Origin of the sequence: Saliniferula longa, assembly GCF_050789285.1 — a bacterium.
Lineage (GTDB): Bacteria > Pseudomonadota > Alphaproteobacteria > Rhodobacterales > Rhodobacteraceae > CAVPWP01.
Genome location: NZ_JBOUVX010000003.1, coordinates 138,258 through 157,787, shown reverse-complemented (window position 1 = coordinate 157,787; position 19,530 = coordinate 138,258). Strand labels below are relative to the sequence as shown.

20 protein-coding genes are annotated in these 19,530 nt (G+C 69.4%); 7 read left to right on the top strand and 13 right to left on the bottom strand.

Annotation, left to right across the window (positions count from 1 at the left end; genetic code table 11):
* Positions 1-52 precede the first annotated feature (52 nt).
* Positions 53-1,297 (top strand): hypothetical protein, encoded by a 1,245-nt coding sequence (locus ACRDNQ_RS13750; RefSeq protein WP_431829262.1) that lies wholly within the window; start codon positions 53-55, stop codon positions 1,295-1,297.
* A gap of 6 nt (positions 1,298-1,303) precedes the next feature.
* On the opposite strand, the gene ACRDNQ_RS13745 is transcribed toward ACRDNQ_RS13750, so the two are convergent.
* The 6 genes from ACRDNQ_RS13745 to guaA all read right to left on the bottom strand — a co-directional run bounded on the left by ACRDNQ_RS13745 (position 1,304) and on the right by guaA (position 7,603).
* Positions 1,304-2,164: an ATPase gene (locus ACRDNQ_RS13745; RefSeq protein WP_431829261.1), complete on the bottom strand. Its 861-nt coding sequence runs from the start codon at positions 2,162-2,164 to the stop codon at positions 1,304-1,306.
* Between the two features lie 61 nt (positions 2,165-2,225).
* Positions 2,226-3,149: a DMT family transporter gene (locus ACRDNQ_RS13740; RefSeq protein WP_431829260.1), complete on the bottom strand. Its 924-nt coding sequence runs from the start codon at positions 3,147-3,149 to the stop codon at positions 2,226-2,228.
* A 97-nt stretch (positions 3,150-3,246) separates the two neighbouring features.
* Positions 3,247-4,377: an OmpP1/FadL family transporter gene (locus ACRDNQ_RS13735; protein WP_431829259.1), complete on the bottom strand. Its 1,131-nt coding sequence runs from the start codon at positions 4,375-4,377 to the stop codon at positions 3,247-3,249.
* Between the two features lie 122 nt (positions 4,378-4,499).
* Entirely contained in the window at positions 4,500-5,387 is an 888-nt protein-coding gene (locus tag ACRDNQ_RS13730) for a DMT family transporter (RefSeq protein ID WP_431829258.1), read from the bottom strand.
* Between the two features lie 9 nt (positions 5,388-5,396).
* Positions 5,397-6,047: a YdcF family protein gene (locus ACRDNQ_RS13725; RefSeq protein WP_431829257.1), complete on the bottom strand. Its 651-nt coding sequence runs from the start codon at positions 6,045-6,047 to the stop codon at positions 5,397-5,399.
* Positions 6,038-7,603, bottom strand: coding sequence for a glutamine-hydrolyzing GMP synthase (guaA, locus tag ACRDNQ_RS13720; protein WP_431829256.1), 1,566 nt, complete (start codon positions 7,601-7,603; stop codon positions 6,038-6,040). The genes ACRDNQ_RS13725 and guaA overlap by 10 nt, the downstream gene beginning before the upstream one ends.
* A gap of 215 nt (positions 7,604-7,818) precedes the next feature.
* On the opposite strand from guaA, the gene ACRDNQ_RS13715 reads away from it, so the two are divergent.
* Positions 7,819-9,360 carry a trimethylamine methyltransferase family protein gene (locus ACRDNQ_RS13715; RefSeq protein WP_431829255.1) on the top strand — a complete coding sequence of 514 codons (1,542 nt, stop codon included), beginning with the start codon at positions 7,819-7,821 and terminating at the stop codon, positions 9,358-9,360.
* A 4-nt stretch (positions 9,361-9,364) separates the two neighbouring features.
* Here ACRDNQ_RS13715 and ACRDNQ_RS13710 read toward each other — a convergent pair whose 3' ends face one another.
* Positions 9,365-9,658 (bottom strand): DUF6477 family protein, encoded by a 294-nt coding sequence (locus ACRDNQ_RS13710; RefSeq protein WP_431829254.1) that lies wholly within the window; start codon positions 9,656-9,658, stop codon positions 9,365-9,367.
* Positions 9,659-9,862: 204 nt separating this feature from the next.
* Between ACRDNQ_RS13710 and ACRDNQ_RS13705 the strand changes: the two genes are divergently transcribed.
* The 3 genes from ACRDNQ_RS13705 to ACRDNQ_RS13695 all read left to right on the top strand — a co-directional run bounded on the left by ACRDNQ_RS13705 (position 9,863) and on the right by ACRDNQ_RS13695 (position 13,954).
* Complete coding sequence (locus ACRDNQ_RS13705) at positions 9,863-11,059, top strand: DUF6456 domain-containing protein (RefSeq protein ID WP_431829253.1); 1,197 nt, start codon at positions 9,863-9,865, stop codon at positions 11,057-11,059.
* Between the two features lie 184 nt (positions 11,060-11,243).
* A complete protein-coding gene (lipA, locus tag ACRDNQ_RS13700) occupies positions 11,244-12,200 on the top strand; it encodes a lipoyl synthase (protein ID WP_431829252.1) in 957 nt (318 codons plus the stop codon).
* Positions 12,201-12,328: 128 nt separating this feature from the next.
* Entirely contained in the window at positions 12,329-13,954 is a 1,626-nt protein-coding gene (locus ACRDNQ_RS13695; RefSeq protein ID WP_431829251.1) for a VPLPA-CTERM sorting domain-containing protein, read from the top strand.
* Here the strand turns inward: ACRDNQ_RS13695 and ACRDNQ_RS13690 are convergent.
* Positions 13,924-14,817 (bottom strand): c-type cytochrome, encoded by an 894-nt coding sequence (locus ACRDNQ_RS13690; protein WP_431829250.1) that lies wholly within the window; start codon positions 14,815-14,817, stop codon positions 13,924-13,926. The two genes, ACRDNQ_RS13695 and ACRDNQ_RS13690, sit on opposite strands and share 31 nt — an antisense overlap.
* Positions 14,818-14,824: 7 nt before the next feature.
* Positions 14,825-15,289 (bottom strand): c-type cytochrome, encoded by a 465-nt coding sequence (locus ACRDNQ_RS13685; protein WP_431829249.1) that lies wholly within the window; start codon positions 15,287-15,289, stop codon positions 14,825-14,827.
* A gap of 101 nt (positions 15,290-15,390) precedes the next feature.
* On the opposite strand from ACRDNQ_RS13685, the gene ACRDNQ_RS13680 reads away from it, so the two are divergent.
* Positions 15,391-16,263, top strand: a complete 873-nt coding sequence (locus tag ACRDNQ_RS13680; protein ID WP_431829248.1) for a LysR family transcriptional regulator — start codon at positions 15,391-15,393, stop codon at positions 16,261-16,263.
* Here ACRDNQ_RS13680 and hpt read toward each other — a convergent pair.
* The gene (gene hpt, locus ACRDNQ_RS13675) at positions 16,253-16,762 is read right to left on the bottom strand and encodes a hypoxanthine phosphoribosyltransferase (protein WP_431829794.1); all 510 of its coding nucleotides are present in this window, start codon (positions 16,760-16,762) and stop codon (positions 16,253-16,255) included. The two genes, ACRDNQ_RS13680 and hpt, sit on opposite strands and share 11 nt — an antisense overlap.
* A 100-nt stretch (positions 16,763-16,862) precedes the next feature.
* On the opposite strand from hpt, the gene ACRDNQ_RS13670 reads away from it, so the two are divergent.
* Positions 16,863-17,306: a type II toxin-antitoxin system RatA family toxin gene (locus ACRDNQ_RS13670; RefSeq protein ID WP_431829247.1), complete on the top strand. Its 444-nt coding sequence runs from the start codon at positions 16,863-16,865 to the stop codon at positions 17,304-17,306.
* 66 nt (positions 17,307-17,372) lie between these two features.
* Here the strand turns inward: ACRDNQ_RS13670 and ACRDNQ_RS13665 are convergent, their stop codons facing one another.
* Genes ACRDNQ_RS13665 through ACRDNQ_RS13655 form a run of 3 tightly spaced genes read right to left on the bottom strand, consistent with a single transcriptional unit; the run spans position 17,373 to position 19,479 of the window.
* On the bottom strand, positions 17,373-17,843 hold the full coding sequence (locus tag ACRDNQ_RS13665) for a CinA family protein (RefSeq protein WP_431829246.1): 471 nt from the start codon (positions 17,841-17,843) through the stop codon (positions 17,373-17,375).
* Positions 17,840-18,331 (bottom strand): phosphatidylglycerophosphatase A family protein, encoded by a 492-nt coding sequence (locus ACRDNQ_RS13660; protein ID WP_431829245.1) that lies wholly within the window; start codon positions 18,329-18,331, stop codon positions 17,840-17,842. Before ACRDNQ_RS13660 ends, ACRDNQ_RS13665 begins: the two co-directional genes overlap by 4 nt.
* On the bottom strand, positions 18,328-19,479 hold the full coding sequence (locus tag ACRDNQ_RS13655; RefSeq protein WP_431829244.1) for a bifunctional 2-C-methyl-D-erythritol 4-phosphate cytidylyltransferase/2-C-methyl-D-erythritol 2,4-cyclodiphosphate synthase: 1,152 nt from the start codon (positions 19,477-19,479) through the stop codon (positions 18,328-18,330). Before ACRDNQ_RS13655 ends, ACRDNQ_RS13660 begins: the two co-directional genes overlap by 4 nt.
* Positions 19,480-19,530: the final 51 nt, after the last annotated feature.

The window sequence follows — 19,530 nt, the reverse complement described above, 5'->3', positions numbered from 1 at the left end:
CGCGAAGACGGCGCTGCTATAGCCTTCGACCAGGATGTCCAGGGGGGCCGGAATGAGGCGTGCACTTCTACTGCTTGCGGCGCTTGTCGCCGGAACGTCCGCACAGGCACAGGAAGAGGACCCCGAGATGGTCCTTCAGCGCTGCGTGTGGTCCTGCCTAGCCAATTCGAAGGGCGCCGACGACCCGGCCTACCGGGCCTGTGTCGACGCCGTCTGCGTGCCGGCGGCCGGGGAACAGTCCGCGGCATCCGCGCAGCCCGCCCCACCTCCCGGGGCGCCTGCCGTCCTTCCCGATGCGATCCGCGAGTTCGCCGACGAGAACATCCGCTTCTGCAAGGAAGTCGGCGGCACGCCCAATTTCTCGGGCATCGACATGCCGGGGGCGGGTCGCGCCGCCGACGGCACGCCGCCCTTCATCACCGAAGTCGACCTGAACGCCGACGGGCGGCCCGACTATGTCACCGACCTTGCAGGCCTTGAATGCGTGAACGCCTGGAGCCTGTTCTGCGGCTCGGCCGGCTGCCCCGTCACCGTCTGGGTCGGCTCGGCCGCGGGTCACGAAGTCGCCTGGGGCGGCAGCGCGCAGGCCTGGCGGCTTGACGGGCGGGACGTCGTCCTGTCGCTCCACGGTCAGCTGTGCACGCCGCCCCGCGTCGGTGCCGACGGCTGCGAAGAGGTCGTCCGCCTGGGCGCCGCTCCCGATCCGGGGACGGACGCGGGACCTGAGGCGGGCGGCGTGGCGTCGGCGGCCCTTGCGCCCGAGGCCCTTGCGCCCGGGGCCTCGCCGCGTCCGGCCGCCCGGCCAGCCGACGGTGCGGCCGCCGCATTCCCTGCGCCCGCGCCCGAAGCACCGCAGCCACCATCGGCCGCCGCGCCGGCCGCGCCGCCCCCGGACTCGCCCAGCCTGCCGTCGCTCATGGGCGAACCTGCCGCGGGCTGGCAATACGCCCAGACTGCCGATTTCAGCGGGTGGTACGCAGGCACGAAGGACGCCGACACCGGCGCGCGGCTGGACTGGCTTTGCGGCAAGGGGCGGCCGTCGCTTCTGGCGCTGTCGCCCTACGCCGGGAACGGGCGCATCGCGATCGACGTGGACGGCCGTGTGCAGGACTTCGCTGTGACGACCGAAAACGGCGTGGCCTACGCCCCCATCAGCATTGGCGATCCGCTGTTCCTGCACATCGCCTCGGGCCGGATGCTGACCATCTCGGACGACGCGGGGGGCCCGATCGGGCGCTTCTCGATGGACGGCGCGCCCCTGGCGATCGGTCAGGCGGAAGGACGCTGCCGGGTCTGAGGCGCCTCAGCGCGCCGAAAGGGCATGGGCGATCAGTTCGACCATGTCCTCGGCCGTCCGGACCCGGGCGATGTCCGACGCGGCGACGGTGACGCCCCAGTTGCGCGCCAGCGCCGCATAGCGCGGCTGGCGATGCGCCAGCGCCCGCGAATAGGCCCAGCGCACGAAGGCGTCGGGATCGACCCTGTCCTCGGCCTCGCCGGTCGCGGCGCGATACTCGGACCAGGCCGCCTGCAGGAATTCGGGGCGGTAGTACATGGGCTTGGGATCGCGGTCGAAACGGCGGATCAGCTCTTCGGTATGGGCCTCGGTGCCCTCGATCCAGACCGGCAGCAGAAGCTGCGTAACCGCCGAAAGCACCGGGTCGGCAGGGTCTTCGGGGTTCACGACCTCGACGATCGAGCCCGAGCTGTCGCAGACGAAGTGATCATAGCCGTAAAGCAGCTTCGCCCGCTCGATGAACTGCGCGGTGTCGAGCATCGCCGATTTCTCGGCCTCGGCGTGCAGCGCCTGCCGGCGCATGTATTCGCCGAAGGGAAGCCCGCCCTTCGCCGGATCGCCGGGCTTGCCCAGATAGGTCGACAGCGGCGCGAGGTTGTCGAAGGTGATGTTCGACGCGACATAGATCGAATCCGTTCGCAGAAGCTGCGCCAGGAACGGCACCTTCATGGCCTCGGCCTTGAAGTTGTCGGCGATATGCTCGCCCATGTAGCGGGTGCCGATCCGGTAATCGACCGAATAGTGGAACCAGCCGCCGGTCTCGCGCAGAAGGGTCGAGACATGGGTCTTTCCAAGACCCGACATGCCGAACAGCATGATCCGCTTGTTCGGCGCCTTGCGCCAGTGGTCTGCCGATCCGTAGATCATCGTTCGCCTCACCTCCGCGTCCGGCGCTTGTCCTAGCGGGCGTGTGGGCGCGAGGCCAGCGTTAAGTCGAACGCCGGGCGCGCAAATACCGGACGGCCCGGCCGTCGAGGATCAGAAGCCCCGCCGCAAGCAGCCCGAAGCCCGCGAAGGCGCCGGCGTGCAGCGCTTCGCCCCGCACCGCGGCCCCCAGAAGGATCGCCACCGGCGGAATCATCAACGTGCACAGCAGAAGGTTTCCCGACCCGGCCATGCGCAGCACGCGGTAGTAAAGCAGATAGGCAAGCGCCGTCGACACCAGCGCATAATAGGCCACCGCCGCGAAGGTCACGGGCGATCGCGGCCAGGCCGGCGGGCCATCCACGGCAACCGCAAGGGGCACCATGACGACCGCGGATCCCGTCAGCATCCCGGCCGCCGCCACGATGGGCGACAGCTCCGACAGCCGCGCCCGCGCCCAGGTCCCCGCCAGCGCGTAGGACAGCGTGCCAAGGATCACGGCAAGCTGCGCCACCGACCGAAGGTCAAGCGCGGCAAGGCTGTCCACCCCGATCGCCACGGCGACCCCGGCAAAGCCAAGCGCCACGCCAAGGGCCTTGCGCAGCGTCAGCCGCTCGTCAGCGAAGACCAGTGCCGCCACGATCACCCCCCAGATCGCCGTCGCCGCGTTCAGGATCGAGGTCAGGCCGGTCTCGATATGAAGCTGCGCCCAGGCCATCAGCGTGAAGGGAACGACGTTGTTCAAGAGCCCCATCACCAGGAAGGCGCCCCACAGGCGCGGATCGCGCGGCAGGGGCAGGCGGCGCAGCGCGACGACCAGCCAAAGCGCGACGGCAGCCCAGACGACGCGATGCGCGACCGAGGTCATCACCGGGATCTCGTCCAGCGCGACGCGGATCGACAGGAACGAGGCGCCCCAGATCAGCGAGAGCGCGGCGAGTTCCGTCCAGGCGCGGGGAGAGAGTTCCTGTTGGGTCATGCCGCGCATCCTGACGCGGCCGCGCGCGCCCGGCCACCCGGAACCTGCGCAAACGAAACGGCCCCGCGCGCTGCGCGGGGCCGTCCGGTCGGGCGATGGCCCGATGTCAGAAGGTGTAGCCGATCCGGATGCCCGCGCCCCAGGCCGAGTTGCCGCTGAAGTCCGAGGCCGGAAGGCCCGAGCCACCCAGCGTCGTCTCGGCGTCGCCGATGTCGGTATAGCTCACGCCCCCCGAAATCTGCGTCTGGCCCACGGTGTATTGCGCGGCGAGCGCCACCGTCGTCTGCCCGTCCGTCGGCCCGAGGTTCGACGAGAAGCCGCCCGTCGGGTCTTCGTACGCGACCCGGCCCGACACCGACCACTGCTCGTTGATCCGCCGGCCAAGGCCCAGCACGTAGGTGGTCGTGTCCGAATCGTAGGACACAAGCGATGCCCCGCCGGTCAGCAGGCCGTAGTCCTCCGGGCTGATGTCGAATTCCGACCAGTCCACCCAGCGGACGGCCGCGAACAAAAGCGTGTCGGCCGCAATACCGGTCTGGAAGTCAAGGTTCACCGACTGCGGCGTCTCGATCGTCGTCACCGAGTTGGACAGCCCGAAGAACGAGGACTCGGTGGTGTCGAGTTCGTGCTCGATCGACGAGTTGTAGGTCAGCGCGACGCGCAGCGCGATCTCGGGCACTTCGTAGGCCGCGCCGATCAGCCAGCCGAGGCCGCCATCGCGTTCCCCGTTCACCTGATAGGGCGGGGTGACCCCCGGCACAGGCGTGACGAAGGGAATGAAGGCATTGGCGGACAGCGTCTGATAGCGCAGACCGCCATAGATGTCGTAGTTGCCGGCGAACTGATAGCGCAGCACCGCGGTCAGCGCGTTCGAGTCAAGCTCGGCGGTCGAGCCCTGGGCGAAGTACCCGGTCCCCGCGGGATAGCTGACGTCGGCGCCATAGGGCTGGTCGAAGATCACGCCGAAGGACAGCTGGTCGTTGATGTTCATGCGGAACGCCGCGCCCGCCAGCGAATAGGCCTTCACCATGTTGCCCGAATTCGCGCCCGGCGTGGGGCTGAAGGCTGTCGCCGTGCCCGAAACCGACGGATCGACATAGCCGAACGAAAGTTCGGCATAGGTGCCTTCCTGAAAGATGATCCCGACGACCTGGTTGGTCCGCTCGATTCCGCCGGCGAATGCCGTTCCGGCGCAAAGTGAGACCGCGGTCGCCGTCGCGACAAGTCTGAATGCCATGCTGTCCTCCCCAATGCACCTGGACGTGCACTTATGAAAGAAAGTCGTAGTCGGCCCACGCTTCGCCGGTCAACAATTTACCCAGCGTAAGGAACCGGCCGTGCCGCAGCGTCACAAATCCGTTACCCAGCCGGCGCCCGGCGCGTTTCGGTCCAGATGTTGAGGTAGTTCGCACCGAAAATGACGAGGGCGCCAAGAACGACCCAGGCATCGAGCGGCTCGCCGTAAAGCAGCATCCCGATCACCGCGATCGCGGGCAGGCGGGCGAAATCCATGGGCACCACGACCGAGGCCGGCGCCACGCTCAGCGCGTTGGTCAGGCACAGATGCGCCATCAGGCCGGCGCAGCCGATCGCCAGAAGCCAGGGGGCCGTCCTGGACGAAGGCAGGGCGATGTCGCCGTCCCAGCCCGCGGTGAGCAGCCCCAGACCCGCCTGCATGACCGTCAGCCAGACAAGGATGCAGGTGATCGTCTCGGTCCGGGTCAGCCGCTTGGTCAGCAGGATCGAGCCCGCGAAACACAGCGCCGAGGCCGCCGCGGCGGTGACGCCAGGGCTCAGATCGCCCGCGCCGGGACGGGCCACCATCAGGATGCCCAGAAAGCCGAGGACCGCCGCCAGAAGCCGCATCCGCGTCAGCCGCTCGCCCAGCACCAGCGGCGCCAGCAGCGTCACCCAGATCGGCGACGTGAATTCCAGCGCGAAGACCTGCGCCAGCGGGATCATCGTGATCGCCCAGAACCACAGGTTCTGGCCGGTGAAATGAAACAGGTTGCGCACCCCGTGGACGTGGAGGTCGCGCGTCGTGACCTCGCCCAGCCGTCCCAGAAGGCCGGCCACGCCGATCACCAGCACCACACCCACGAAGGACCGGTACATCATGATCTCGAAGGTATCGAGTTCTCCGCTGACCGCCCGCCCGGCCACCGCCATGAGCGAGAAGGACACGATCGCCCCCGTCATCCACAGCGCGGCAAGCCCGGGGCGCGCGGCTGGCGACGCCGTCGTCATTGCCGGCCGTCAGCGCAGAAGGGGGGCAAGGTCGCCGCCATCGGCGCCCACAAGCGTCATCGCCGAGAAGACGCCGGCCCGCGCAAGATTGGCGGGCCATTTCAGCGCCTCGAGGATCAGCGCCCCGGTGTCGGGCGCGGCCTCTTCGGGCTCGGCCGAGTACAGGGTGATGTCGTGCATTCCCGCCCAGCGGAAGCTGGCCCAGGCCCGGGGCAGGTGAAAGCGGTTTGTGACCAGGATCACCGGGGCATCTGCCGCCTCGCCAAGCACCTCGCGCACGAACAGCGCGTTCTGCAGGGTGGAATGGCTTTCGACCTCGACCCGGATGTCGCCCACCGGCACCCCGGCCGCGCGGGCCGAATCCGCCATCAGCGTGGCCTTCGCGGCCGGCGCGCCGGCCCCGCGCCCCCCGGACATGACCAGGATCGGACTTTCACCCCGGGCCACAAGGGTTTGATAAAGCGCGATTCCCGTGGCCGTTCTTTCGGCCGTGACGGCATCCATCTGGCCGCCCTCCGTTCCCGCCGACAGCACCACGACATTGGCGCCTGCCGGAAGCTCGGCCGGGCGCGTGTAGAAGAACGTGTAGGCGGCCACACCCGCCAGGGCCGCCCCGCACAACAGCACGACCAGCGCCAGAAGCCTGCGGATCACTCCCATTCGATGGTCCCCGGCGGTTTCGAGGTGATGTCGTAAGTCACCCGGTTGATGCCCTTGACCTCGTTGATGATCCGCGTTGCGGTCTCGCCCAGGAAGTCGTGGCTGAACGGATAGTAATCCGCCGTCATCCCGTCGACCGAGGTCACCGCCCGCAGCGCGCAGGCATAGTCGTAGGTGCGCCCGTCGCCCATCACGCCCACAGTGCGGACGGGCAGAATGGCGACGAAGGCCTGCCAGATCTCGTCGTAAAGGCCATGCCGGCGGATCTGGTCGATATAGACCGCGTCGGCCTTGCGCAGGATGTCGAGTTTCTCGCGCGTGATCTCGCCGGGGCAGCGGATCGCCAGGCCGGGGCCGGGGAAGGGGTGGCGGCCGATGAAGCTGGCCGGCAGGCCAAGCTCGTGACCCAGGGCCCGGACCTCGTCCTTGAAAAGCTCGCGCAGGGGCTCGACCAGCTTCAGCCCCATCTTTTCGGGCAGTCCGCCGACGTTGTGGTGGCTCTTGATCGTGACCGAGGGCCCGCCCGAGAAGCTCACCGATTCGATCACGTCGGGGTAAAGCGTGCCCTGGGCCAGGAACTCGGCGCCATCGATCTCGTTGGCGTGCTTCTGGAAGACGTCGATGAACAGTCTGCCGATCGTTTTCCGCTTTGTTTCCGGATCGGAAACGCCTTCCAGCGCCGACAGGAACAACTCGGATTCGTCGGCATGGATCAGCGGGATGTTGTAGTGGTCGCGGAACATGCCCACGACCTCGTCCGCCTCGTTGAGCCTCAAGAGGCCATGGTCGACGAAGACGCAGGTCAGCTGGTCGCCGATCGCCTCGTGGATCAGCACGGCGGCGACCGAACTGTCGACCCCGCCCGACAGCCCGCAGATCACACGCTTGTCGCCGACCTGCTCGCGGATCTTGCGGATCGCCTCGTCGCGGTAGGCGCCCATGGTCCAGTCGCCGGTGAAGCCGGCAAGGCGCACGAAATTCTCGTAAAGCGTCCGTCCGTTCGGGGTGTGGTGCACCTCGGGGTGGAACTGCACGGCATAGAACCGGCGGGCCGGATCGGCGGTGATCGCGAAGGGTGCGCCGGGCGAGGTGCCGAAGACCTCGAATCCCGGGGCGATGGCGGCGACGTGGTCGCCGTGGCTCATCCAGACCTGTTCGCGTCCTTCGAGGAACCAGCCGTTCAGAAGATCGATGCGCCGGTCGGTATGGGTGACATAAGCGCGCCCGAATTCCGCGGTGCCGTGCCCGCGCTCGACCCGCCCGCCCAGCATCTGCATCATCACCTGCTGGCCATAGCAGATCCCCAGGATCGGCACGCCCAGGTCGAAGACCGAGGACGGCGGGCGCGGGCTGCCCGCGTCGATGACGCTGGCGGGCCCGCCCGAGAAGATCACGGCCTTCGGCGCGAACCGGGCAAGGAAGGCGTCGGTGACCTTCTGGTAGGGGTGGATCTCGCAGTAGACGTTCAACTCGCGCAGGCGCCGCGCGATCAGCTGCGTCACCTGGCTGCCGAAATCGATGATGAGAAGCCGGTCGTGGGAAGGCGTTGGGGTCATGCCCCCGCTCTAGGCAGGAGCCGCGCAACTTGCAAGCGGGGAAGGGGGCTCTGCCCCCGCCGCGCGGTGCGCGCGGCCCCCCCGGGATATTTCTTCCAAGAAGAACCGCGACGGGCGGCAATGTCGTTTTCGCCTGCGGAAGGGCGCAAACGGAAAGCTGGGCCGGGCAAGGACAGTTATGACGGGACAGGGACGGCCCGGTCGGAGGACGCGGAATGACGGTGGACGTGAGTGAACGCAGGCGTGGAGGCGGTGGCGCGGCGCGGCGGGCCGAACGGACGGCCGTGCGCTTCGAGGCGGCGCGCTTTCTCGAGCGCAACATTCCCGACCTCGAGATCCTGACGCCCGAGGCGATCGAGATCATCGAGGCGAACGCCGAGACCGTTCTGTGGGAGATCGGCGTCAACTTCATGGGCAACGCGCCTGCGCTGCAGCTGTGGAAAGAGGCCGGCGCCGAGGTCGAGGGCGAGCGCGTGCACATCCCCCGCGGTCTTGCCCGCAAGCTGTGCGCCACCGCGCCGTCAAGCTTCGTCCAGCACGCCCGCAATCCCGACCGCAACGTCGTGATCGGTGGCCGGAACCTTGTGCTTGCGCCGGTCTATGGACCGCCCTTCGTGCGCGACGCCGCCGGCGGACGGCGCTATGCCACGCTTGCCGACTTCCGGAACTTCGTGAAGCTCGGCCAGATGTCGAAATGGGTCCACCATTCGGGCGGGACGGTCTGCGAGCCCACGGACATCGCGGTCAACAAGCGCCACCTCGATATGCTGCTCGCGCACATGACCCTGTCGGACAAGCCCTACATGGGCTCGGTGACCGAACCCGAGCGCGCCGCCGACAGCGTGGCGATGTCGAAGATTCTCTTCGGCGACGCCTTCGTCGAGGCGAACACGGTGATGACCTCGCTCATCAACATCAATTCGCCGCTCACCTTCGATTCGACCATGATGGGCGCGCTCGAGGTCTATGCCCGCGCGGGCCAGGCCGCGATCATCTCGCCCTTCATCGTGGGCGGCGCCATGGCGCCGGTCAGTGTGGCCGGCACGCTTACCCAGGTCCTGGCCGAAGTCCTGGCGGGCGTGGCCTATTCCCAGCTTGTCCGCCCCGGTGCGCCGGTCATCTTCGGCGCCTTCGTCACCTCGATCGACATGAACTCGGGCGCGCCCACCTTCGGCACCCCCGAGGCATCGCAGATCACCAACGGCGCGGGGCAGCTCGCCCGGCGGCTGGGGCTGCCCTACCGCTCGGGCGGGGCCTTCTGCGGCTCGAAGCTGCCCGATGCGCAGGCGGCCTATGAAAGTGCGAACTCGCTCAACGCCGCGCTGCTGTCGGGGGTGAACTTCATGCTGCACGCCTGCGGCTGGCTCGAGGGCGGGCTGGTCGCGTCCTACGAGAAGTACGTGATGGATGCCGACCAGCTGGGCGTCCTGCACCGCTTCGCCGCCGGCGTCGACGTCTCCGAGGCCGCGCAGGCCATGGACGCGATCCGCGAGGTCGGTCCGGGCGGTCACTACCTGGGCTGCGCCCATACCCAGGCCCATTTCAAGGACGCCTTCTGGCGCACCGGCCTGCTTGATTACAAGCCCTTCGAGACCTGGGCCGACGACGGCAGCCGCGATACCCAGGCGCTGGCCTCGGAAAAGGTGGCGCGCATGCTGTCGGACTACGTGGCGCCCCCCATCGACGAGGCCGTGCGCGACGGCCTCGAAGACTTCGTGGCGCGCAAGAAGGCCTCGGTCCCCGACGCCTTCGTCTAGGCGCCTAAAGCGCGGTCTCGCGCCGGGGCAGCAGCCGCGCCTCGCCCATGATCGCGATCAGGAGCTCGACGTGCCGCGAGACGCTGTAGCCGGCCGTTTTCGCCCGTCGCACCGTGTCGATCGCCGCCTCTTCGTCGATCAGCCGGCCAAGCGCGCATTCCGGGCTGGGCGGTGCGTCCGCGCGGATCAGGCGGCGCAGGTCGCGGCTGCGGTCGTAATCGGTCAGCCCGAAGCGCGCGGCGCGGATCAGAAGGCGTGGGCGACGAAGGGCGGCAAGGGCGGCGACTGGGTCGGTCATGGACGGGGGTCTCCTTTGCAGACCCCTCCAAGTTACACAACCCAAGGTAGAGTTGCGCCAGCGCCCATTCCTGCGCACGCTGCCTTCCCGTTCTCTTCAGTCCTGTTGCGCTAGGGTCTGACGGTCTCGCGACGTTAATGAACTGGTAACGAATACAACTTTAGGTTGATAAACTGGAGGACTTGGCCGGCGGTGGAGGGCACTTTGGCGGACAAGGGGGCAAAGGACACGACCCGTCCCCGGTACCCGGGCTGGGTTCCCGCGGACGCATGCCGCTACCTCACCCATGTCGAGGGTGGCGTGTCGATCCGCGCTCTGGCGCGGGGCGCCGGTTGCCACGCGTCGACCGTGCTGCGGCAGGTCCGCAAGTTCGAAGCGCGACGCGACGACGTTCTCATCGACCATGCCTTGCGGCGTCTCGTCGCCCGGCACGCCGCCCCCGCTGCCGGGGCGAAGGATCAGCGAAAGGAGCTTCCGTCCATGACCGTTTCCGCTCAGTCCTGTCCCGCCGGATCCCGGTCCGCCGCCCCGGGCGACGCGCCGAAGGCCGCCCCCGACGACGCGACCGTGGACCGCGAGGCCCGGCGCATCCTGCGCCGCCTGAACGAGCCCGGATCCTGCCTTGCGGTGGCGCTCGACATGGAGAAGGCGGTCGTGGTGCGCGAAACCGGCGACGGCCAGACCCTGCGCACCGGCATCGTCGAGCGCGCCGTGGCCGAAGCTCTGGCGCTCAAGGACTGGATCGCCTGCCAGCCGTCCGCCGACGGCGCCCCGCAGGGCAGGGTGACGCGCTACCGCATCACCTCGACCGGGCGGATCGCGCTGAAGCGCATGATCGCGCAAGAGGACCAGGCCCGCGCGGGGTTTTCCGACGCCGGCGCGGCCTTCGGCCACCAGCATCGCGACTTCGCCGCGCGCGATGTCGCCGGCGGCGACGGGCAGCCCGGCCGCCGGCTGCGCTATAACGCCGCCGAAAGCCCGCTGGTCACGCTGGCCCGGCGGCGCGAGAAGGACGGCACCCCCTTCCTCTCGGACGACCTCGTCGCCGCGGGGGAACGCCTGCGCGAGGATTTCGAGCTTGCCCAGATGGGGCCGCGCACCACGCAGAACTGGGACAAGTTCCTCACCGGCGGCACCTCGCAGGGGCCCGCCGGCAGCGATGGCGGGCGCGCCGAGGGCCCGAAGGCCGCGCGCGACCGGGTCAGCGCGGCGCTGGCCGACCTCGGCCCGGGGCTGGGCGACGTGGTGCTGCGCTGCTGCTGCTTCCTCGAAGGCATGGAAGCCGCCGAACGCCGCATGGGCTGGTCGGCGCGCTCGGGCAAGATCGTGCTGCGCATCGCGTTGCAGCGGCTCAAGCGCCACTACGACACCCGCGGCGGCTGGTCGCCGCTGATCGGCTGAGGCGCGCCGCCCCTCGGGCGTTCTTCTTGGCGCAAGTATCCCGGGGTCCGGGGCAGAGCCCCGGGTCCCTGTCCCCGTTGCACCGCGTGCAACCCCGCCATGCCGGGCCCCGGCCGGGTTGGACAAGCCCGCGCCGCCGCTGTAGAGAAAGGGCAACCCGGCAGCGCCCGACGGAGCCAGACCCATGAGCCCCCGCGACCTTTCCATCCCCGGCCAGCGCCACCCCGAGAAGGCGCATCGCCCCGACAACGCCCAGCCGAAGAAACCCGACTGGATCCGCGTCAAGGCGCCGGTCAGCGAGGGCTACAAGAAGACCCGCGACATCATGCGCGAGAACCGCCTCGTCACCGTCTGCGAAGAGGCCGGCTGCCCCAACGTCGGCGAATGCTGGAGCCAGGGCCACGCCACCATGATGATCATGGGCGAGATCTGCACCCGCGGCTGCACCTTCTGCAACGTCGCCACCGGGCGGCCCGACGCGCTTGACGCCTTCGAACCCGGCCGCGTCGCCCACGCGGTCGAGAAGCTTGGCCTCCGGCATGTCGTCATCACCTCGGTCGATCGCGACGACCTCGCCGACGGCGGGGCCGAGCATTTCGCCCAGACGATCCGTGCCGTGCGCCACCGCAGCCCCGAGACCACGATCGAGATCCTGACCCCCGATTTCCTCAAGTGCCCGCCCTCGGCGCTCGAGACGGTGGTCGAGGCCCGCCCCGACGTCTTCAACCACAACCTCGAAACCGTGCCCGCGCTCTATCCCACGGTGCGGCCCGGCGCGCGCTACTTCCACAGCCTTCGCCTGCTGCAGAAGGTCAAGGAACTTGACCCCGCGATGTTCACCAAGTCGGGCATCATGGTCGGCCTTGGCGAGGATCGCCAGTCGGTGCTGCAGGTCATGGACGACATGCGCTCGGCCGATGTCGATTTCCTGACCATCGGCCAGTATCTCCAGCCCACGCCCAAGCACCACCGCGTCGAGCGTTTCGTCACGCCCGAGGAATTCGCGAGCTACGAGAAGGCGGCCTTCGGCAAGGGCTTCCTGATGGTGTCGGCCACGCCGCTCACCCGGTCGAGCTATCACGCGGGCGACGATTTCGCCCGGCTCCGCGCGGCGCGGCTGGCGAAGCTCGGCCGCGGCTAGGCCCGCACCGTTTCCCGATCGGAAACAGGACGTTTACCCCGGCCCGTGTGACGTGCGTCACAGGTGGGGCCGCGGTCGGTGTGCTTCCTTTGCGTCAACCGAATGCAAAAACCGACGGGGGAACGCAGATGAAGACCGGTCTATTCGCCTTGGCGCTTGGCGCCACAGTGCCGGGGCTTGCCCATGGCGCGACGCTCTACAATGCCGCCGCTCTGGAATTCGAGACCGGCGAACGGCAAAGCGCCTGGGGGGCCGGCGCGGCCTCGCGCATTGCCGACGTGATTCCGGTCGGGCCGGCATGGAACGTCAGCGACCAGGTCGGCGACATCGTCGGCAGCGTCAGTCGCGGCAGCGTGCCGAACCCGCGCCGCCTGGCCTACAATGCCTGCCGGCTGATCCCGGCCATCGTGCGGCCAGATTGCGGATCGCGCCCGCCGGCCACGCTTCCCGTCGTCCTCGACACCCGCACCGGCGCCGAAGGCACGGTGGCAAGCTCGGGTCGGGTCGGCCTCGACATCGGCTATGCGCTTGACGCGGGCTCGGTCGCTGCGCGCCTCGAATTCGACGCCGGCGCCGATCTGGCGCCCGGTACGATCGTCAGGCAGGGCGAGGCCTTCCGGCTTCAGACGACGTCGGTCTTCGCCGACGGCGAGATGGATTCGCAGTCGCCAACCGCCGAGGCGTCGATCGACGTCGTGATGCAGGCCAACCTCTCGGTGTCGGGCCAGGCCTGTCTGGCCCTGGCCGGCTGCGTCAGCGACACGGTGACGCTGCTCGACATCGACGAGGTGCGCGAACTGATTTCGGTCGACCCGGTCGCGGTGCGCTATCTCGACGGCTTCCTGCCCGATTTCGTGGAGCTGACGACGCCGCTTTTGGACTACAGCGTGTCGCTCGAGGCGGACCTCGTGACCAAGAAGCTCGAGGTCTCGCAGCAGAACAACGTCACCGGCCAGACCCAGGAGATCACCCCGGTCGACGGCGGCCCGGTCGAAAGCGGCATCAACATCGAGCTGGCCAACATCAACGTCCAGGCGCCGCTTCTGGCGCAGTCGACCACCAAGGAGGCCGGCGAGAATCACCTCGCGCTGTCGGGCCAGGCCGACTTCGTCAGTCTGCGCGCCGACCTCGACGGGCTTCTGACCTATGCCAACGCCCTGCCGCCGCTGGGCGCGCGGGTGGATATCCTTGACGCGGTCTCGGGCTCGATCGATCTGATCGACGCTGAATTCGGCCCCTCGATCGACGTGTTCCAGGAATTCAAGGTCACGCCGAAGCTGATGGTCGACCTTGCCTTCGACCGCGCGGTCGAGATCGACGGCGTGCTGCGCAACAGCTTCTTCGGCGAATGGGGCGACCTGCCGGAGTTCACGCTGTTCGGCGACACCCTCTTCACGCCGACCTTTTCGGTCCTGGCGATGATGAAAAGCACGACCGGCCTTCAGTTCGGGCTCGATTTCGACGTCGATGTGCTGAAGGCACAGCTCTCGGTCGGCTACGGCGGGATCAGCTTCTTCAACGCGGCGCTGGGTCCGCTGGCGGAATTCGACCTGCCGTTCGACCCCGCCTGGGCGCGCATCGCGATCTTCGACGACACCTTCGCGCTGGGCGGGTTCAACACCGTCGCGGGCGAAAGCTTCATGATCTCGGCGACCCCGGTGCCGCTTCCGGCCGGTGTCTGGCTGATGCTTGCGGGCCTCGGGTCGCTGGGGCTTCTGCGCCGCTATTCGGCGGGCGGCAGGGCCTTGACGTAGGCCGCGACTGCGGCGCGATCCTCAGCCGTCAGGCGGGCCATGTTGCGGACGACCTCCGCCATGTGCCCGCCAGCGCTGTCGAAGCCGGGCGTGAAGCCGCTTTCCAGGTAATAGGCGATGTCCTCCGCGCTCCAGTCAAGCTGGCCGGGCGTCAGGCCGGGGATGCGTCCCTGGCCCGAGGGGTTGGGCGCCCCGGCCATCCAGCGCGCGGTGTCAAGTCGGCCAAGGCCGTCCCGGGGGGTGTGGCATTCGCCGCAATGGGCCAGCGCTTCGGCGATATAGCGGCCGTGCTCCAGTTCGGGCGTGCCGGCGGGCATCACCCACCCCTCGTCGCCCAGAGCCAGCGCCTTCCAGACCCCGAGGCCCGCGCGAAGGCTGAAGGGAAAGGCCAGTTCATGCGGCGCGCTCGGGGCATCCGAGGCCGGCAGCGTGTCCATGAAGGCCTTGAGGTCGGCCACGTCCTGCAGCGCCATCAGCCGGTAGGCGGCATAGGGAAAGGCCGGATAGTAATGCCGGCCCTCGGGCGACGTCCCTTGCGTCAGCGCCGTCGCGAACTGGGCCAGGGTCCAGCCGCCGATGCCGGCCTGCGCGTCGGTCGAGATGTTGGGGGCCACGAAGGTGCCGAACTCGGTGACGAAGCGCTGCCCGCCGGCCAGAACCAGCTTGTCCTCGCTTCCCGGGGCGGCATGGCAGGACGCGCAGCCCGACGCCCAGAACACCCATTCGCCCCGCACCGCGTCGCCGCTCAGGCCCGCGGTCGCCGCGGGGTCAAGCGCACGCGGCCGGGTGATCGCCCACCCGGCCGCCGCGATCACGATCACGGCGGCGGCCCCCAGGCCCAGAAGCCGTGCGGCCGTCGCCATGAGGGGGTCAGTTCTCGGGGGCGCGATAGGCCTCGTGGCAGGCCTGGCAGGTGCCGCCGACCGCGCCTAGGGCCGGCCCAAGCGCCTCTTGCCCGGTGCCGGCCACGGCGGCGAGGCCTTCGGCCGCGGTCCCGAGGGCGGCCCATTTCGCCACAACGTCGTCGAGGTTGTCCCAGATCGCGGGCAGGGCGCGGGTGCCCTCGATGCTCATGTTGTCCGAGCCCTCGGGCCAGTTGAAGGTCTGTGCGATCCGGCTGACCGCGACGATGTTGTCGGCCGCCTGCTGCGCCATCGCGGCGTCGTAGGGCGTGTTGCCCCGCGCCATCCCGCCCAGAACGCCGATATTGAGGGCAAGAATGTCGAACTGGCCCTGCCGGGCGGCAAGCTGGCCGGCAAAGCCGTCCTGTGCGATCGCGGCGGCGGGAACGAGAAGGGCGGCGCCAAGGGCGGAGGCGAGAAGTCTGCGGATCATCGGGGATATCTGCCTTCAAGTTTGGTTGAACGAATATACCTGAGGATAGCGTTGCCGCGGACGTTGACCACTGTCGTTTTTTGCGGGGATATCTGCGATCCATGCACAGCGAGAACTGGGACGACCTGAGATACGTGCTGGCGGTGGCGGACCTGGGCTCGGTCTCGGCCGCCGCGAAGGCGCTGGGCGTCAACCACGCCACCGTGCTGCGCCGGGTCGCCGCCTTCGAGACGCGCAGCGGCGCGCAGATCTTCCACCGGGGGCCGCGCGGCTATGTCGTGCGCGCCGAACAGCGCCGCCTGATCGAGGCCGCGCGCGAGGTCGAGGCCGGCTTCGGCGCGCTGGACCGGATGATGCGCGGGGCGCAGGCGCCGCTTGCCGGCGTGGTGCGCGTCACCTCGACCGACAGCTTCACCAGCGTCGTCCTGCCCCCGATCGTGGCGCGGCTCATGGCCGACGAGGCGGCGCTGCGGATCGAGCTTCTGACCGGCAACCAGCACAGCGACTTCGCCCGCCTCCAGGCCGATGTCGCCGTGCGCCCGGCGCAGAGCCTGCCCGACGACCTGCGCGGCGAGGTCGCGGCCGACCTGGGCTTCGCCGCCTATGCCCGCGCCGACACGACCGAGGGTCCCTGGCTGGGGCTTTCCGGCGTGCTGGCGCGCACGGTGGCCGCGAAATGGTTGGACGAGGCCGGCGTGGGCGACCGCGTCGCAGGCCGCGCCGACAGCTTCGTGACCCTGACCGCGCTGGTCGGGGCAGGGGCGGGCAGGGCGGTCCTGCCCTGCATCCTGGGCGACCGCGCGCCCGGGCTTGTGCGCCTGGGCGACGGCCGGCCGCTGGCCAGCGTGCCGGTCTGGGTGGCCTGCCACGCCGACCTCGTCGAGGCGCCGCGCCTGAAGGCCGTGCGCGGCGCGCTGGCCACGGGCCTGGCCGCGATGGCCGCGCCGCTTGCCGGGACCGGTCTCAGCCGGTGAAACGCACCTTGCCGATGAAGGGCAGGTTGCGGTTGCGCTGGGCATAGTCGATGCCGTAGCCCACCACGAATTCGTCGGGGATCTCGAACCCGGTCCAGGTGGCCCGGATCTCGACCTCGCGGCGCGACGGCTTGTCGAGCAGCGCGATGGTTTCCAGCCGCGCGGGCTTCTTTGCATCGAGGAAGGCCAGCACATGGGTCAGCGTGAAGCCGGTATCGACGATGTCCTCGACCACCAGCACGTCGCGGCCCGCGATCTCGCCCCGAAGGTCCTTCAGAACGCGCACCTCGCGGCTTGATTCCATGGCGTTGCCGTAGGACGAGACCTCGAGGAAATCGACCTCGAGCGGCAGGTCGATCTCGCGCACGAGATCGGCGATGAAGACGAACGAGCCGCGCAGAAGACCCACGACGACCAGCTTGTCGGTGCCCGCGAAGGCGACCCGGATCTCGCGCGCAAGCGCTTCGACGCGGGCCGCGATTTCCTTGGCCGAGATCATCTGGTCGATCACGTATGGACGGCTCACCCGGACGCTCCCCCTTGATTTCCTGCCCACAGTCTACGTATTCGGGCGGAACTGTCACCAGCCACAGCGACCGATGCCGACGCATTCCGAGACCAAGACGCTGCCCTACACGCCCCGGCAGATGTACGATCTGGTGGCCGATGTCGCGCGCTATCCCGAATTCCTGCCCTGGTGCGCGGCGGCACGGATCCGCTCGCGCCGGCCGCAGGGCGAGGCCGAGATCATGGAGGCCGACCTCGTGATCTCGTTCAAGGTGTTCCGCGAACGCTTCGGCAGCCGGGTGACGCTGTTTCCCCACGAGATGCGGATCGATACCGAGTATCTGGACGGGCCGTTCCGGTACCTTGAATCGAACTGGCGCTTCCGGCCGGCCGAGGGCGGCTCGGACGTCGAGTTCTTCGTGGATTTCGAATTCCGTAACAAGGTCTTGCAGGGCGTGATCGGTGTGGTCTTTCACGATGCCATGCAGCGCATCGTGCGGGCCTTCGAGCGCCGCGCGGCCGAGCTTTACGGCTGACCCGCCGGGTGCAGGGTCCGGGGGGCCAGCCCCCCGGACCCCCGGGATATTTCCGCCAAGAAGACCTCAGGGCCGCAGCGCGTCCAGAAGCAGGCGCAGCGCGTGGTCGCGGGCCGCCGCGCGCACGCGGTCGCGGCCGAGCGCCCCGAAATCGACGGTCTGCGAGGTGACGCCTTCGGCCCTGGCCAGCCCGAAGCAGACGCGCCCCTCGGGCTTGGTCTCGGACCCGCCCGGGCCGGCGATCCCGGTGACCGAGACCGCGAGGCGGGCATCGGATCGCGCGATGGCACCTTCGGCCATGGCGCGCGCCACCTCTTCCGAGACCGCGCCGTGGCGATCGATCAGTGCGGGGTCGACCCCCAGCATCGCGGTCTTGGCGGCGTTCGAATAGGTGACGAAGCCGCGGTCGAAGATGCGCGAGGAGCCGGGGATGTCGGTGATCGCGGCGGCCACCATCCCGCCCGTGCAGCTTTCGGCCGTGGCGATCATCGTCGCCGAAGATCGCGCGGTTTCAACAAGATCCGCGGCAAGGCTCATGTCGCGATGACCAGATGGGCAAAGACCGCCGCGACGGCCACCACCATCGCCGCAAGTCCGCCCGCCACGATGTCGTCGAGCATGACGCCCGTGGGCCCCTTCTGCCGGTCGGCCAGGCCCACCGGCCCCGGTTTCCAGATGTCGAAAAGGCGGAACGCCAGGAAGGCAGTCAGGATCCCGGGCCAGAGCGCGGTAAAGCCTGTTCCGGCCATCGCCGCGCCGACTGAGACCGGCCAGAGCGCGATCCACTGGCCGGCGACCTCGTCGATCACGATCTCCGACGGGTCCTGGTCCTCGGCGCCGGCGATCTCGACCGCCGTGGCCCACCAGCCCACCGCCGCGACCGCGAGCGTGGCGGCGATCAGAAGGATCGGACCGCCCATCGCGTGAACGGCCCAGGCCGCCGGCAACGCGGCCAGCGATCCCCAGGTGCCGGGCGCGGGTTTCAGAAGCCCCACGTACAGGAAGGTGGCGATGATCCGGCTCATGCGCGCACCAGCGTCGCGGTGGCCAGCGCCGCGATCCCTTCGCCGCGGCCGGTGAAGCCCAGCCGTTCCGAGGTGGTGGCCTTGACGCTGACGCGGGCCGGATCGACACCCATGATCCGGGAAAGTTCGCCTTGCATCTCAACGGCATGAGGGCCGATCTTCGGGCGCTCGCAGATCAGCGTCACGTCGCAATGGGTCAGGGTGAAGCCCTCGGTCCGGGCGAGGTCGGCGGCATGGGCCAGGAAGATGTGGCTGGCCGCCCCCTTCCACTGCGGGTCCGAGGGCGGGAAGTGCCGGCCGATGTCGCCCATGGCCAGCGCGCCGTAGATCGCGTCGGTCAGGGCGTGCATGCCGACGTCGGCGTCGGAATGCCCCTCGAGGCCCCGGTCGAAGGGCAGGCGCACCCCGCAGAGGGTGACGTGGCCGCCGGGCCCGAAGGCGTGCACGTCGAAGCCGTTTCCGGTGCGGATGTCCATGGTCCCTCCCAGGAAGGTTGCGGCGCGGGCGAAGTCCTCGGGCGTGGTGATCTTGAGGTTGCGTTCCTCGCCGGGGACGATGGCGACCGCGATCCCGGCGGCGCGGGCCACCTCGACGTCGTCGGCGGCCTCGCCCGGATGCGCGCGGTGTGCAGCGAGGATCGCGTCATAGGGAAAGCCCTGCGGGGTCTGCGCGCGGCAAAGCCCGTCGCGCGCCACGGCGCCGGTCACCTCGCCGCCCTGGCCGCGCCAGAGCGCGTCGGTGACCGCAAGCGCCGGCGCCGCGCCCCGCGCGCTGCCCGGCCCGGTGTCGATCGCCGCCAGAACCGCCGTGATCGTGGCGGCGCGCGTCAACGGCCGCGCCACGTCGTGGATCAGCACGCGCGCGATCCCCTGGCCCTCCAGCGCCTCGAGGCCGGCCAGCACGCTGTCGCGCCGGGTCGCCCCGCCGGTGACGACCGTCACGGCCGGCGGATCGGCGAAGGCGGGCGCGCGGTCCATGTCGTCGGGGTGCAGCACCAGCACGATCCTCTCGATCCCCGGATGGTCGCGGAAGGCGTCGAGGGTGCGCACCGCCACCGGCCGCCCGCCTAGATCGCGCCACTGCTTCGGCACGCCGCCGCCGGCGCGAAGTCCGCGCCCGGCCGCCACGATCACCGCCGCGTTGGTCATGCTTGCCTCCGGTCTGCCGGGCCCTGTCTAGGCGTTGCCCGGGGCAGAGAC